We start from the raw sequence: 13788 nt of genomic DNA, 5'->3' as shown, positions 1-13788 counted from the left end.
CGGTGTACAGGGAGGAACCTATGCGGTGGATCCATGCCGCGGGTAGGGGCCTTCTCGTCCTGATCGTCGTCCTGACCGGTTATGCCGCCTCCGGGGCGAGCGCCGACGAGGGCCCCGGGGACGGGCGCGGACCGCTCACCCTGGCCACCGCCGGCGATCTCACCGGCTACCTCGGCTCCGTCCTCGACGGCTGGAACCGCACCCACCCCGGCGAGGAGGTCACCCTCGTCGAACTGCCCGACTCCGCCGACGAGACCCGCGCGCAGATGATCACCGACCTGCGGGCCGGTGAGGGCGGCCGCTTCGACGTGCTGAACATCGACGTCAGCTGGACCTCGGAGTTCGCAGCCGCCGGCTGGATCCGCCCGCTGCCCCGCGACCGGTTCCCGCTGGACGCCTTCCTGCCCCCGGTCGTCGACACGGCCACCTACGACGACCGGCTGTACGCCGTCCCGTACGTGACCAACGCCGGGCTGCTGCTGTACCGCGAGGACGTCCTCGACGAGGCGGGCGTCGCGCCGCCGCGCACCTGGGCCGAACTGGAGCGGGCCGCGAAGACCCTCGCACCGGCGCGCGGACTGGACGGTTACGCGGGCCAGTTCCTGCCCTACGAAGGGCTCACCGTGAACGCGGCCGAGGCGGTCTACTCGGCGGGCGGCACCATCCTCGGCGACGAGGGCGAACGCGTCACCGTGGACTCCCGGGCCGCCCGCAAGGGCATCGGCTTCCTGGCCCGCGGGGTCCGCGAGGGCTGGATCCCCGAGGAGGCGCTGGCGTACAAGGAGGAGGAGTCCAAGCGGGCCTTCCAGGACGGCCGGCTGCTCTTCCTGCGCAACTGGCCCTACGCGTACGTCGCCGCCTCCGCCCCGGGCTCCAAGGTCGCGGGGAAGGTCGGCGCCGTGCCCCTGCCGGGACCGGACGGCCCCGGGACCAGCGTGCTCGGCGGCTCCAACCTGGCCGTCAGCAGCCACACCGAACACCCCGACTCCGCCGCGCGGCTGCTCGCGTACCTCACCGGCGAGCGGGTGCAGCGCCAGGTGCTCACGCGCGGCGCGCTGCCGCCCGTACGGGCCGATCTGTACGACGACCCGGAGCTGGTGCGCCGCTTCCCGTACCTGCCGACCCTGCGGGAGAGCGTGCTGGCCGCCGCGCCGCGGCCCAAAAGCCCGCGCTACGACCAGGTCAGCCTGGCGGTGCAGGCGGTGGTGCACGACGCGATGAGCGGGCGGCAGACGCCCGAGGCCGCGGTGCGCCGGCTGGCGGAGGAGCTGGCCGCCGTCTCCTCCCGCTGACCCCCTCCCTAGTTACGTGTTAGGTAACGCGCACATCTCGTTCGCGCCGGAATCACTCGAATTTGCCCCGATCTGCACCGCGTAACCTCCCGGTAGCTTCCGCACGTTCATTGACACCCGCTGTTCACCGCTACCTAACATGCATGCATAACGAACAGCGCTCCTCACAGACAGGTCAATCGGGGTGAACAGGCACCACTGGTGGCGTGACGCGGTGATCTACCAGGTGTACGTCCGCAGCTTTCTGGACAGCACCGGGGACGGCATCGGCGATCTCGCCGGGGTCAGGGCGGGACTCCCGTACCTGCGGAAGCTCGGCGTGGACGGGATATGGCTCAGCCCGTTCTACCCCTCGCCCCAGCACGACCACGGCTACGACGTGGCCGACTACCGCGACGTCGACCCGGTCTACGGTGACCTCGACGAGTTCGACCGGCTGGTGGCCTCCGCCCACCGCCTCGGCATCCGCGTGCTGCTCGACATCGTGCCCAACCACTGCTCCAGCGAGCACCCGTGGTTCCGTGAGGCCCTGGCCGCCGCACCCGGCAGCCCTGAACGCGCCCGCTTCCACTTCGCCGACGGCCGCGGCCCCGACGGCGGTGAGCCGCCCAACAACTGGCACGCCATGTTCGGCGGCCCCGCCTGGACCCGCGTCACCGAGGCGGACGGCCGGCCCGGTCAGTGGTACCTGCACATGTTCACGCCCGAACAGCCCGACTGGAACTGGCGCAACCCCGAGGTCGCCGGCGAGTTCGACCGGGTCCTGCGGTTCTGGCTGGACCGGGGCGTCGACGGCTTCCGCATCGACGTCGCCGCGGGACTGTTCAAGCACCCCGGACTGCCCGACTCCCCGGACCCCGAGGCCGACGCCCGCACCCGCGACTCGGTCAACCCGCTCGCCTGGAACCAGCCCGAGGTGCACGACGTGTGGCGGCACTGGCGCGCGGTGTGCGAGGAGTACACCGCCCGCGACGGCCGCGAACGGCTCCTGGTCGGCGAGGTCTCCGTGCCCTCCGCCCGCGAGCACGCCAAGTACGTCCGCCCGGACGAGCTCCACCAGGCGTTCTTCTTCGACCTGCTCGGCGCGCCCTGGGACGCCGACGCCTTCCGCAAGGTCATCTCCGAGGCCATGCAGGACATCGCCGGCACCGGCTCCACCGTCACCTGGGTCCTCAACAACCACGACCAGGTGCGCACCGTCACCCGCTACGGCGAACCCGCCGAGGGCAGCGGACTCGGCGCCGCCCGTGCCCGCGCCGCCGCGCTGCTGATGCTGGCGCTGCCCGGCGCCGCGTACATCTACCAGGGCGAGGAGCTCGGCCTGCCCGAGGTCGTCGACCTGCCCGACGACGTGCTCACCGACCCGATCTTCCGGCGCACCGGCAGCCGCGCCCGGATCCGCGACGGCTGCCGGGTGCCGCTGCCCTGGTCCGGACAGGCCTCACCGTTCGGCTTCACCTCCGGCGACGAGGGTGCCAAGCCCTGGCTGCCGCAGCCCGACTACTTCGCCGAGTACGCCACCCACCGCGCCCTCGCCGACACCCGCTCCTCCTGGCACCTGTACCGCGACGGCCTGCAACTGCGGTCCGCCCTGCACCAGTTGGGCGAGGGCACTCTCCGCTGGCTGGACACCCAGCCCGGCGTCCTCGCCTTCGCCCGCGGCGACGACCTCGTCTGCGCCGTCAATTTCGGCACCGCCCCCGTACCCGCCCCGGTCCCCGGCACCCCGCTGCTCGCCAGCGGCCCCTGCCCGCCCGGGGAACTCCCCGGCTCCACCGCCGCCTGGTGGATCGACGGCTCCTGAGAAAGCACACCTCGGTCAACAGCCGTCCGAGAAGCACACCTCGGTCAACACCTGTCCGAAAAGCACACCCCGGTCACACCCGTCTCCCGAAGGGACATCGATGATGATGCGACGACGTACCACCCTGCTCGCCGGTTGCACCGCCCTCGTCCTCGCGCTCGGCGCGACCGCCTGCGGAGGCGGCGAGCCCGTCGCGGCCGGCGGCGGCGACCAGGCGCTCGGCGGCCAGACTGTCACCGTGGCCGGCGTCTGGTCCGGCAGCGAGCAGAAGAACTTCCAGAAGGTGCTCGACGCCTTCACCGAGAAGACCGGCGCCAAGACCCAGTTCGTCTCCACCGGCGACAACGTCTCCACCGTCGTCGGCAGCAAGATCGAGGGCGGCAACGCCCCCGACGTCGTGATGGTCCCGCAGGTCGGCGTGCTCAAGCAGTTCGCCGGGCAGGGCTGGCTGAAGCCGCTGGACAAGAAGGTGCAGTCCGCGGTCGGCGCCAACTTCGCCGAGGTGTGGCAGAACTACGGCAGCGTCGACGGCACCCTGTACGGCCTCTACTTCAAGGCCGCCCACAAGTCGACCGTCTGGTACAGCCCCGAGGCGCTCGAGCAGGCCGGCGTCGCCGAGCCCAGGACCTACGACGAGATGCTGAAGAACGGCCGGACCATATCCGACTCCGGGCTCGCGGCCTTCTCCGTCGCCGGCCAGGACGGCTGGACCCTCACCGACTGGTTCGAGAACGTCTACCTCTCCCAGGCCGGACCCGAGAAGTACGACGCCCTCGCCGCGCACGAGATCAAGTGGACCGACCCGACCGTGGTCGACGCGCTCACCACCCTCGGCAAGCTGTTCAAGGACAAGCAGCTCATCGCGGGCGGCCAGAAGGAGGCCCTGAACACCGACTTCCCCGGCTCGGTGGAGAAGGTCTTCGGGCCGAAGGCCGAGGCCGCCATGGTCTACGAGGGCGACTTCGTGGCCGGCGTCGCCAAGGACCAGTTCGGCCGGACCATCGGCACCGACGCCAACTTCTTCCCGTTCCCGCCGGTCGGCGGCGGTGAGGCGCCCGTGGTCAGCGGCGGCGACGCGGCCGTCGTCCTCAAGGACGGCAAGAACAGCGAGGCCGGCATGGCGCTCGTCGAGTACCTGGCGAGCCCCGAGGCCGCGGCCGTCTGGGCCGAGGCGGGCGGCTTCCTCTCCCCGAACAAGAAGCTCGACGTGTCCTCCTACGGCGACGACGTCACCCGCGCCACCGCCGAGTCCCTGATCGCGGCCGGCGACTCGGTCCGCTTCGACATGTCCGACCAGGCCCCCGCGGCCTTCGGCGGCACCAAGGGCGCCGGCGAGTGGAAGATCCTCCAGGACTTCCTGCGTGACCCGTCCGACCCGAAGAAGACCGCGGCCGAGCTCGAGAAGGCCGCAGCCAAGGCCTACGGGAACTGACGGCCATGACCGCCACAGTCGTGAAAGAGGCGACCCGGCCCGCCCCCGCGCACCCCGACGGCGCGCGCGGGCGGCGCCTGCGCCGGCGCGGCCGGATCGTCGCCCTGCTGTTCGCGCTCCCCGCGCTGCTGCTGCTCGGCGCGCTGGTCGTCTACCCGGTGCTGTTCTCCGTCGGCCGCAGCTTCTTCGACGCCACCGGCACCGAGTTCGTCGGCGGCGAGAACTACGCCGAGATGTTCCGCGACCCGGCGACCCTCAAGGCCGTCCGCAACACGGCCATCTGGGTCGTGGTCGCCCCGACCCTGCTCACCGGCCTCGGACTGATCCTCGCCGTGCTGGTGGAGAAGGTGCGCTGGGCCACCGCCTTCAAACTGCTGCTGTTCATGCCGATGGCGGTGTCCTTCCTCGCCGCCGGCATCATCTTCCGCCTCGCCTACGACGAGGACCCCGACAAGGGCGTCCTCAACGCGGCCGTCGTCTCCGTCCACGACGCCTTCACGGGCAGCTCCTCCTACCCGACGGCCCGCGCCCGTGACGGAGAGGGGCTGACCGCGCAGCGCGACGGCTCCTACGTCACCGCCGCCGACGTCTCACCCGGCGGCACGGCGGCGCTCGGCCTGGTCGGCGTCGCCCCCAAGGACCTGCCCGGCGAGGCCGAACCCGCGTCCGGGGCCGCGTCGGACACGGCCGCCCCGGACGAGGTGCGCGGCGTGGTGTACCTGGACTTCACGCCCGGCGGAGGAGGGGAGCCGGGCGTGGTCGACCGCGAGGAGAGCGGACTGCCCGGCCTGACCGTCGAGGCGGTGCGCGACGGGAAGAAGGTCGCGAGCACCACCACCGCGTCCGACGGCTCCTTCCGCTTCACCGGCCTCGACGACGGCTCGTACGCGCTGAAGCTGCCCTCGGACAACTTCGCCCCGCCCTACGAGGGCATCTCCTGGCTCGGCCCGGCGCTGGTCACCCCGGCGATCATCGGGGCGTACCTGTGGATCTGGACCGGGTTCGCGATGGTGCTGATCGGGGCCGGCCTGGCCACGCTGCCCCGGGACGCGCTGGAGGCGGCCCGGATGGACGGCGCAGGCGAGTGGCAGATCTTCCGGCGGATCACCGTCCCGCTGCTCGCACCCGTCCTGACCGTGGTGTTCGTGACGCTGGTGATCAACGTGATGAAGGTCTTCGACCTCGTCTACATCATCGCGCCCGGGCCCGTGCAGGAGGACGCGACCGTCCTCGCCACCCAGATGTGGCTGGTGTCCTTCGGCGGCGGCAACAACCAGGGCCTGGGCAGCGCGCTCGGCGTCCTGCTGCTGCTCCTGGTCATCCCGGCCATGGTGTTCAACGTCCGCCGCTTCAAGAGGAGTCAGCGATGAACGTGATCCGTCGCGGCCTGGGCAACGCGGTGGTGCAGGCCTTCCTGGTGGTGATCGGACTGGTCTGGATGACCCCGCTGGCCGGTCTGTTCCTGTCCTCGCTGCGGTCCGCGGAGGACACCGCGAAGGGTGGCTGGTGGACGGTGTTCACCAGCCCTGGGCAGCTGTCCTTCGACAACTACTCGGCGCTGCTGGGGAACTCCGGCATCACCCAGGCGTTCTGGAACACCGTCCTGATCTCGGTGCCGACCACCGTGCTCGTCGTGGTGGTCGCCGCGCTCGCCGGATACGCCTTCGCCTGGCTGGAGTTCCCCGGCCGGGACACGGTGTTCCTGGTCGTCGTGGCGCTGCTGGTGGTGCCGGTGCAGATCGGACTGCTGCCGGTCGCCAAGCTCTTCGGTCAGCTCGGTCTGTTCGGGACCATCCCGGGCGTGGTGCTGTTCCACGTGGCGTACGGGCTGCCGTTCGCGGTCTTCCTGCTGCGGAACTACTTCGCGGAGATGCCGAAGGAGATGCTGGAGGCCGCGCGGATGGACGGCGGCAACGAGTGGCGGATCTTCACCCGGCTGGTGCTGCCGGTGGGGCGGCCGGCGATCGCCAGCCTCGCCATCTTCCAGTTCCTGTGGGTGTGGAACGACATGCTGGTGGCGCTGCTGTTCGCGGACAGTTCGTCGCAGCCGCTGACGGTGCAGCTGCAGTCGCAGATCCGGCAGTTCGGCAGCAACGTGGATGTGCTGGCGCCGGGGGCGTTCCTGTCGCTGGTGGTGCCGGTGGTGGTGTTCTTCGCGTTCCAGCGGCACTTCGTGCAGGGGGTCATGGCGGGGTCCGTGAAGTAGGGGGCGGGGCGGAGGGGTTGTTCGCCCCCTCCGCCCCTTCCCTTCCCGTCCCTGGGGCTGCGCCCCAGACCCCCTGTCGGCCCTTCGGGCCTCGTCCTCAAACGCCGGACGGGCTTGACATACGCCGTGCGGGCCTGACAGGTCAGGCCGTCGCCGGGGGGTACAGCGACCTCGGGAGTTGAGAAGCCGCAGCCGCGTCCAGGAGCCACAGCGTGCGGGAGCGGCCGTACGCTCCCGCTGCCGGGGCCTGGATCTCGCCCGCTCCCGAGAGGGCGATGGCCGCGGCCTCCGCCTTGTCCTCGCCCGCCGCCAGCAGCCACACCTCGCGGGCCGCGCGGATCGCAGGGAGGGTGAGGGTGACCCGGGTGGGCGGGGGCTTGGGGGCGCCGTGGACGCCGACCACCGTGCGTTCCGTCTCGCGGACCGCGGGCAGTTCGGGGAACAGGGACGCCACATGGGTGTCCGGGCCCACGCCCAGCATCAGCACGTCGAAGGCCGGCACCGGGCCGTGGTCCTCCGGGCCCGCCGCCGCGTCCAGCTCCGCCGCGTATGCGGCGGCCGCCGCCTCCACGTCCGAGCCGTGCGGGCCGTCCGACGCGGGCATGGCGTGCACGCGCTTCGGGTCCAGCGGCACCGCGTCCAGCAGCGCCTCGCGGGCCTGGGTGACGTTGCGGTCCGGGTCGCCCTCGGGCAGGAACCGCTCGTCGCCCCACCACAGGTCCAGGCGCGACCAGTCGATCGCGTCCCGGGCCGGGGCGGCGGCCAGCGCGGCCAGCAGGCCGTTGCCGTTGCGGCCCCCGGTCAGCACGACCGACGCCTCGCCCCGCGAGGACTGCGCGTCCACGATCCTGGTGATCAGCCGGGCCGCCGCGGCCTGCGCCATCAGCTCCTTGTCCCGGTGCACGACCAGCTGGGGTGCCGTACTCACTTCGCCGCCGCCTTCTTCACCGGTGCCTCCGCCGTCGCTTCGGCCGCGGGACCTTTCGCAACCGACTCGACGGGAGCGGGGACGGCCTCCCGTTCCCCGGAGTTCCGTTCTCCTTTGGCCGGCGCGTCACCGCCGTTCTCCTGCTTCAGCCGCTCCACGCCGTAGCGCAGGGCCGACGCGTAGGTGTCGTCCGGGTCCAGCCGGCGCAGCTCCTCCGCGATCAGCTCCGCGGTGTCCCGGCGCTTGAGCGCCACCGCCCGCTTCGGCTGGCCCTGGATGGCCAGCGTCGCCAGCGAGCCGTCGGCCCGGTCCAGCACGATCGGGCCGCAGTCGGTGTCCATCCGGACCGCCGTGAGACCCGGGCCGGCCGAACGGGTGCGCCTGACGGGGACGTCCAGCCGGTCCGCGAGCCACATCGCCAGCAGCTCGCAGCTCGGGTTGAACTCCTCGCCCTCCACCTCGACGCCCTGCACCTGGCAGGCGATCTGGTCCAGCGCGGCGGCCAGCATCGAACGCCACGGCGTGATACGGGTCCACGACAGGTCCGTGTCGCCCGGGGTGTAGGCGTCGGCGCGGGCGGCCAGCTCCTTCACCGGCTGCTCGCAGGCGTAGGTGTCGGTCACCCGGCGCTGGGCCAGCGCGCCCAGCGGGTCGTTCGCCGGGTCCAGCGGCGCGTTGACCGGCCACCACACCACCACCGGGGCGTCCGGGAGCAGCAGCGGCAGCACCACCGACTGGGCGTGGTCGACGACCTCGCCGTGCAGCCGCAGCACCACCGTCTCGCCGGTCCCGGCGTCCGCGCCGACCCGCACCTCCGCGTCCAGCCGCGACTGCGTCCGGTCGCGCGGGGAGCGGGAGACGCGCTTGATGACGACCAGCGTGCGGGACGGGTGCTCGCGCGAGGCGTCACCGGCCGCCTTCAGGGCGTCGTAGGCGTTCTCCTCGTCCGTCACGATGACCAGGGTCAGCACCATGCCGACGGCCGGCGTGCCGATGGCCCGCCGCGCCTTCACCAGCGCCTTGTTGATCTTGCTGGCCGTGGTGTCCGTGAGGTCTGTCTTCATGGCCGGCGCCAGCTCCGTCCGTCTCGCTCGAGCATTTCGTCCGCCTCGACGGGTCCCCAGGTGCCGGCCTGGTACCGGGCCGGCTTGCCGTGCGCGTCCCAGTACTCCTCGATCGGGTCGAGGATCTTCCAGGACAGCTCGACCTCCTCCGTGCGCGGGAAGAGGTTGGAGTCGCCGAGCAGGACGTCGAGGATCAGCCGCTCGTACGCCTCCGGGCTGGACTCGGTGAACGACTCGCCGTACGCGAAGTCCATCGACACGTCCCGGATCTCCATCGACGTCCCCGGCACCTTCGAGCCGAACCGCACCGTGACGCCCTCGTCCGGCTGGACGCGGATCACGATGGCGTTCTGGCCGAGCTCCTCGGTGGCCGTGGTGTCGAAGGGGGAGTGCGGCGCCCGCTGGAAGACCACCGCGATCTCCGTCACCCGGCGGCCGAGCCGCTTGCCGGTGCGCAGGTAGAAGGGGACGCCCGCCCAGCGGCGGTTGTCGATGCCCACCTTGATCGCCGCGTAGGTGTCGGTCTTGGAGGCCGGGTCGATGCCCTCCTCCTCCAGGTAGCCGATGACCTTCGCGCCGCCCTGCCAGCCGGACGCGTACTGCGCGCGCACGGTGTCCCGGCCCAGGTCCTTCGGCAGCCGCACGGCGCCGAGCACCTTGGTCTTCTCGGCGGCGAGCGCGTCCGCGTCGAAGGAGGCGGGCTCCTCCATCGCGGTCAGCGCGAGGAGCTGCAGCAGGTGGTTCTGGATGACGTCACGGGCGGCGCCGATGCCGTCGTAGTAGCCGGCCCGGCCGCCGATGCCGATGTCCTCGGCCATCGTGATCTGCACGTGGTCCACGAAGGACCGGTTCCAGATCGGCTCGAACATCGTGTTGGCGAAGCGCAGCGCCAGGATGTTCTGGACGGTCTCCTTGCCCAGGTAGTGGTCGATCCGGAAGACCTGATCCGGCGCGAACACCTCGTGGACGATGGCGTTCAGTTCCTCCGCCGACTTCAGGTCGTGCCCGAACGGCTTCTCGATGACCGCGCGCCGCCAGGAGCCGCCCGTCTGGTCCGCGAGACCGTGCTTCTTCAGCTGCTGGATGACCACCGGGAAGGACCGCGGCGGCACCGACAGGTAGAAGGCGAAGTTGCCGCCCGTGCCCTGCGCCTTGTCCAGTTCCTCGATCGTGCCGCGCAGCCGCTCGAAGGACTCGTCGTCGTCGAAGGTGCCCTGCACGAAGCGCATGCCCTGGATGAGCTGCTGCCAGACCTCCTCGCGGAAGGGGGTCCGCGCGTGCTCCTTGACCGCGTCGTGGACCTCCTGCGCGAAGTCCTCGTTCGCCCACTCCCGGCGGGCGAAGCCCACCAGCGAGAAGCCCGGCGGCAGCAGCCCCCGGTTGGCGAGGTCGTACACGGCCGGCATCAGCTTCTTGCGCGACAGGTCACCCGTGACGCCGAAGATGACCAGGCCCGACGGCCCCGCGATACGCGGGAGCCGTCGGTCAGCGGGGTCACGCAGCGGATTGCTGCTCGACAAGATCTCAGCCCTCCGAGGGGGCGAGGCGCTGGAGCTCCGCCTCGGTCGACTTCAGCAGGTCGTTCCAGGACGCCTCGAACTTGTCGACGCCCTCGTCCTCCAGAAGCCGCACCACCTCGGCGTACGGGATGCCGAGCGCCTCGACCGCGTCGAGGTCGGCGCGCGCCTGCTCGTACGTACCCGCGACGGTGTTGCCCCGGATCTCGCCCTGCTCCTCGGTGGCGAACAGCGTCGCCTCCGGCATGGTGTTCACCGTGTTCGGCGCCACGAGCTCGTCGACGTACATCGTCGCCTTGTAGGCCTTGTCCTTCACACCGGTGGACGCCCACAGCGGACGCTGCTTGTTGGCGCCCTCGCGCTCCAGCGCGGTCCAGCGCTCGGTGGAGAAGACCTCCTCGTACGCCTGGTAAGCCAGACGCGCGTTGGCGATGGCGGCCTTGCCGCGCAGCGCCTTGGCCTCGTCCGTGCCGAGCGCGTCGATCCGCTTGTCGATCTCGGTGTCCACGCGGGACACGAAGAAGGACGCCACGGAGTGGATCTTCGACAGGTCCAGGCCGCGGGCCTTGGCCTTCTCCAAACCGGTCAGGAACGCGTCCATCACCTTGCGGTAGCGCTCCAGGGAGAAGATCAGCGTGACGTTGACGCTGATGCCCAGGCCGATGACCTCGGCGATGGCCGGGATGCCCGCCTCGGTCGCCGGGATCTTGATGAGGGTGTTCGGCCGGTCCACCAGCCAGGCGAGCTGCTTGGCCTCGGCGACCGTCGCCCGGGTGTTGTGCGCCAGACGCGGGTCCACCTCGATGGACACCCGGCCGTCCTGGCCGTCGGTGGCGTCGAAGACCGGGCGCAGGATGTCGGCGGCGTCACGGACGTCCGCCGTGGTGATCATCCGGACGGCCTCCTCGACGGTCACCTTCCGGGCCGCGAGGTCGGTGAGCTGCGTGTCGTAGCCGTCGCCCTCGGAGATCGCCTTCTGGAAGATCGTCGGGTTGGTGGTGACGCCCACGACGTGCTGCTGGTCGATCAGCTCCGCCAGGTTGCCGGACGTGATCCGCTTGCGCGACAGGTCGTCCAGCCAGATCGCGACGCCTTCGTCGGAAAGGCGCTTCAGTGCGTCTGTCATGGAAATTCCATCTCCTACGTGTCGTATGTGAGCGTCAGCGCCGGGCGGCGGCGATCGATTCCCGCGCGACGGCGGCCACGTTGTCGGCGGTGAAGCCGTACTCCTGGAACAGCACCTTGCCGTCGGCGGAGGCGCCGAAGTGCTCCAGCGAGACGATGCGGCCGGCGTCGCCCACGTACTTGTGCCAGGTGAGACCGATGCCCGCCTCGACGGCCACGCGCGCCTTCACGGACGGCGGCAGGACGCTGTCCCGGTACCCCTGGTCCTGCTCCTCGAACCACTCGACGGACGGCATCGACACCACGCGCGTCGGCACGCCGTCGGCCTGGAGCCGCTCGCGCGCCTCGACGGCGACGTGCACCTCGGAGCCGGTGGCGATCAGGACGACCTCGGGCTCGCCGCCCTCGGCCTCGAACAGCACGTAGCCGCCGCGGGCCGCGTCCTCGTCGGGCTCGTACGTCGGCACGCCCTGGCGGGTGAGCGCCAGACCGTGCGGGGCGCCCTTGCCGAACTCCTTGGTCCAGCGCTTGAGGATCTCGCGCCAGGCGATCGCGGTCTCGTTCGCGTCGGCCGGGCGGACCACGTTCAGGCCCGGGATGGCGCGCAGCGACGCGAGGTGCTCGACCGGCTGGTGGGTCGGGCCGTCCTCGCCGAGACCGATGGAGTCGTGCGTCCACACGTACGTCACCGGCAGGTGCATCAGCGCGGACAGACGCACGGCGTTGCGCATGTAGTCCGAGAACACCAGGAAGGTGCCGGCGTAGATGCGGGTGTTGCCGTGCAGCGCGATGCCGTTCATCTCCGCGGCCATGGAGTGCTCGCGGATGCCGAAGTGGATCGTGCGGCCGTACGGGTTCGCCTCCGGCAGCGGGTTGTCCGCCGGGAGGAACGACGACGTCTTGTCGATCGTCGTGTTGTTGGAGCCGGCGAGGTCGGCCGAGCCGCCCCACAGCTCCGGGATCACCGCGCCGAGCGCCTGCAGCACCTTGCCGGAGGCGGCGCGGGTGGCGACGCCCTTGCCCGGCTCGAACACCGGCAGCGCGTCCTGCCAGCCCTTGGGCAGCTCACCGGCGGCGATCCGGTCGTACTCGGCGGCGCGCTCGGGGTTGTTGTCCCGCCACTGCTGGAAGGACTTCTCCCACACGGAGCGGGCGGCCTGGCCGCGCTCCAGCGCCCTGCGGGTGTGCGCGATGACCTCGTCGGCGACCTCGAAGGTCTTCTCCGGGTCGAAGCCCAGGACGCGCTTGGTGGCCGCGACCTCGTCGTCGCCGAGCGCCGAGCCGTGCGCGGCCTCGGTGTTCTGCGCGTTCGGGGCGGGCCAGGCGATGATCGAGCGCATCGCGATGAAGGACGGCCGGTCGGTGACCTTCTTCGCCTCCTGGATCGCGTCGTAGATCGCGTTCGGGTCCAGGTCGCCGTCGGGCTTCGGGGCCACGCGCTGCACGTGCCAGCCGTACGCCTCGTACCGCTTGACCGTGTCCTCGGAGACGGCCGTCTCCGTGTCGCCCTCGATCGAGATGTGGTTGTCGTCCCACAGCAGGATCAGGTTGCCGAGCTTCTGGTGCCCGGCCAGCGAGGACGCCTCGGCGGAGATGCCCTCCTGGAGGCAGCCGTCACCGGCGATGCAGTAGATGTGGTGGTCGAACGGCGACTCCCCGGCGGGGGCCTCCGGGTCGAACAGCCCGCGCTCGTAGCGGGCGGCCATCGCCATGCCCACCGCGTTGGCGACACCCTGGCCGAGCGGGCCGGTCGTGGTCTCCACGCCCGTGGTGTGCCCGTACTCCGGGTGGCCCGGGGTCTTCGAGCCCCAGGTGCGGAAGGACTTCAGGTCGTCCAGCTCCAGGCCGAAGCCGGCCAGGTAGAGCTGGGTGTAGAGGGTCAGGGACGAGTGACCGGCGGACAGCACGAAGCGGTCTCGCCCGACCCAGTCGGCGTCCGCCGGGTCGTGCCGCATCACCTTCTGGAAGAGGGTGTAGGCGGCAGGCGCCAGGCTCATCGCCGTACCCGGATGGCCGTTGCCGACCTTCTGTACGGCATCGGCGGCCAGGACGCGGGCGGTGTCGACGGCCCGCTGGTCCAGCTCGGTCCACTCGAGGTCTGTGGTGGTCGGCTTTGTGCTCACCCTGAGTCAGGGCTCCTCTCCACATGTCGGATGCCGGTGACTGCCCACCGGCGTGGTCGAGCCTACCCCCGTAGGACGTGCCTTTTTCCGGGTCGTTCCAGAGTGCGGGCACTCCCCGGGATCCGCCTCCTGACCGGTGAGTTTCCGCATTCGGCAGATGAATACGGAGCCGCTCATCCGCGTGCTCAATCGAGCTTCGGGACGCACCTCGGAGAGGGGGCCGCGAACACGACCGGACCCCCGCGAATGCCGGGGTCTGGGCAACGTCTAGAGTGGCGTGGTACGCGCGAGCCTTTA

The 13788-nt window shown here is 71.1% G+C and carries 10 protein-coding genes; 5 read left to right on the top strand and 5 right to left on the bottom strand.

All coding sequences use genetic code 11. From position 1 onward, the window contains the following. Positions 1 to 20: 20 nt before the first annotated feature. From MTR79_RS24675 to MTR79_RS24655, 5 genes are all read left to right on the top strand, one after another. Positions 21 to 1292 (top strand): ABC transporter substrate-binding protein, encoded by a 1272-nt coding sequence (locus MTR79_RS24675; RefSeq protein ID WP_189366303.1) that lies wholly within the window; start codon positions 21 to 23, stop codon positions 1290 to 1292. Positions 1293 to 1476: 184 nt separating this feature from the next. After that, entirely contained in the window at positions 1477 to 3096 is a 1620-nt protein-coding gene (locus tag MTR79_RS24670; RefSeq protein WP_189366305.1) for a glycoside hydrolase family 13 protein, read from the top strand. A gap of 103 nt (positions 3097 to 3199) precedes the next feature. Then, on the top strand, positions 3200 to 4528 hold the full coding sequence (locus MTR79_RS24665; RefSeq protein ID WP_189366306.1) for an ABC transporter substrate-binding protein: 1329 nt from the start codon (positions 3200 to 3202) through the stop codon (positions 4526 to 4528). A 5-nt stretch (positions 4529 to 4533) separates the two neighbouring features. Then, a complete protein-coding gene (locus MTR79_RS24660; protein ID WP_244791985.1) occupies positions 4534 to 5898 on the top strand; it encodes an ABC transporter permease subunit in 1365 nt (454 codons plus the stop codon). After that, positions 5895 to 6734, top strand: a complete 840-nt coding sequence (locus tag MTR79_RS24655; protein ID WP_102638967.1) for a carbohydrate ABC transporter permease — start codon at positions 5895 to 5897, stop codon at positions 6732 to 6734. The genes MTR79_RS24660 and MTR79_RS24655 overlap by 4 nt, the downstream gene beginning before the upstream one ends. Before the next feature lie 142 nt (positions 6735 to 6876). Here MTR79_RS24655 and pgl read toward each other — a convergent pair whose 3' ends face one another. From pgl to tkt, 5 genes are read right to left on the bottom strand one after another with little or no spacing between them, the layout of a single operon-like run. Next, positions 6877 to 7662 carry a 6-phosphogluconolactonase gene (pgl, locus tag MTR79_RS24650; protein ID WP_122216816.1) on the bottom strand — a complete coding sequence of 262 codons (786 nt, stop codon included), beginning with the start codon at positions 7660 to 7662 and terminating at the stop codon, positions 6877 to 6879. Further along, positions 7659 to 8726 (bottom strand): glucose-6-phosphate dehydrogenase assembly protein OpcA, encoded by a 1068-nt coding sequence (gene opcA / locus MTR79_RS24645; protein WP_244791984.1) that lies wholly within the window; start codon positions 8724 to 8726, stop codon positions 7659 to 7661. Before opcA ends, pgl begins: the two co-directional genes overlap by 4 nt. Further along, positions 8723 to 10246 carry a glucose-6-phosphate dehydrogenase gene (zwf, locus tag MTR79_RS24640; protein ID WP_086698987.1) on the bottom strand — a complete coding sequence of 508 codons (1524 nt, stop codon included), beginning with the start codon at positions 10244 to 10246 and terminating at the stop codon, positions 8723 to 8725. Before zwf ends, opcA begins: the two co-directional genes overlap by 4 nt. A gap of 4 nt (positions 10247 to 10250) precedes the next feature. After that, positions 10251 to 11369 (bottom strand): transaldolase, encoded by a 1119-nt coding sequence (gene tal / locus MTR79_RS24635; RefSeq protein ID WP_189463160.1) that lies wholly within the window; start codon positions 11367 to 11369, stop codon positions 10251 to 10253. Between the two features lie 34 nt (positions 11370 to 11403). After that, positions 11404 to 13491 carry a transketolase gene (tkt, locus tag MTR79_RS24630; protein WP_086698990.1) on the bottom strand — a complete coding sequence of 696 codons (2088 nt, stop codon included), beginning with the start codon at positions 13489 to 13491 and terminating at the stop codon, positions 11404 to 11406. Positions 13492 to 13788 lie beyond the last annotated feature (297 nt).

The sequence above is a fragment of the Streptomyces sp. BJ20 genome (assembly GCF_022869105.1).
GTDB lineage: Bacteria > Actinomycetota > Actinomycetes > Streptomycetales > Streptomycetaceae > Streptomyces > Streptomyces griseoincarnatus.
The sequence above is the reverse complement of the archived record's forward strand: the minus strand, read 5'-3'. Positions and strand labels throughout refer to the sequence as shown.

What these genes read in the sequence shown, in the direction of transcription:
- MTR79_RS24655 (WP_102638967.1), top strand. Translation starts at nt 5,895, where the DNA reads ATGAACGTGATCCGTCGCGGCCTGGGCAACGCGGTGGTGCAGGCCTTC.
- MTR79_RS24675 (WP_189366303.1), top strand. Translation starts at nt 21, where the DNA reads ATGCGGTGGATCCATGCCGCGGGTAGGGGCCTTCTCGTCCTGATCGTC.
- tal (WP_189463160.1), bottom strand. Translation starts at nt 11,369, where the DNA reads ATGACAGACGCACTGAAGCGCCTTTCCGACGAAGGCGTCGCGATCTGG.
- opcA (WP_244791984.1), bottom strand. Translation starts at nt 8,726, where the DNA reads ATGAAGACAGACCTCACGGACACCACGGCCAGCAAGATCAACAAGGCG.
- MTR79_RS24665 (WP_189366306.1), top strand. Translation starts at nt 3,200, where the DNA reads ATGATGCGACGACGTACCACCCTGCTCGCCGGTTGCACCGCCCTCGTC.
- MTR79_RS24660 (WP_244791985.1), top strand. Translation starts at nt 4,534, where the DNA reads ATGACCGCCACAGTCGTGAAAGAGGCGACCCGGCCCGCCCCCGCGCAC.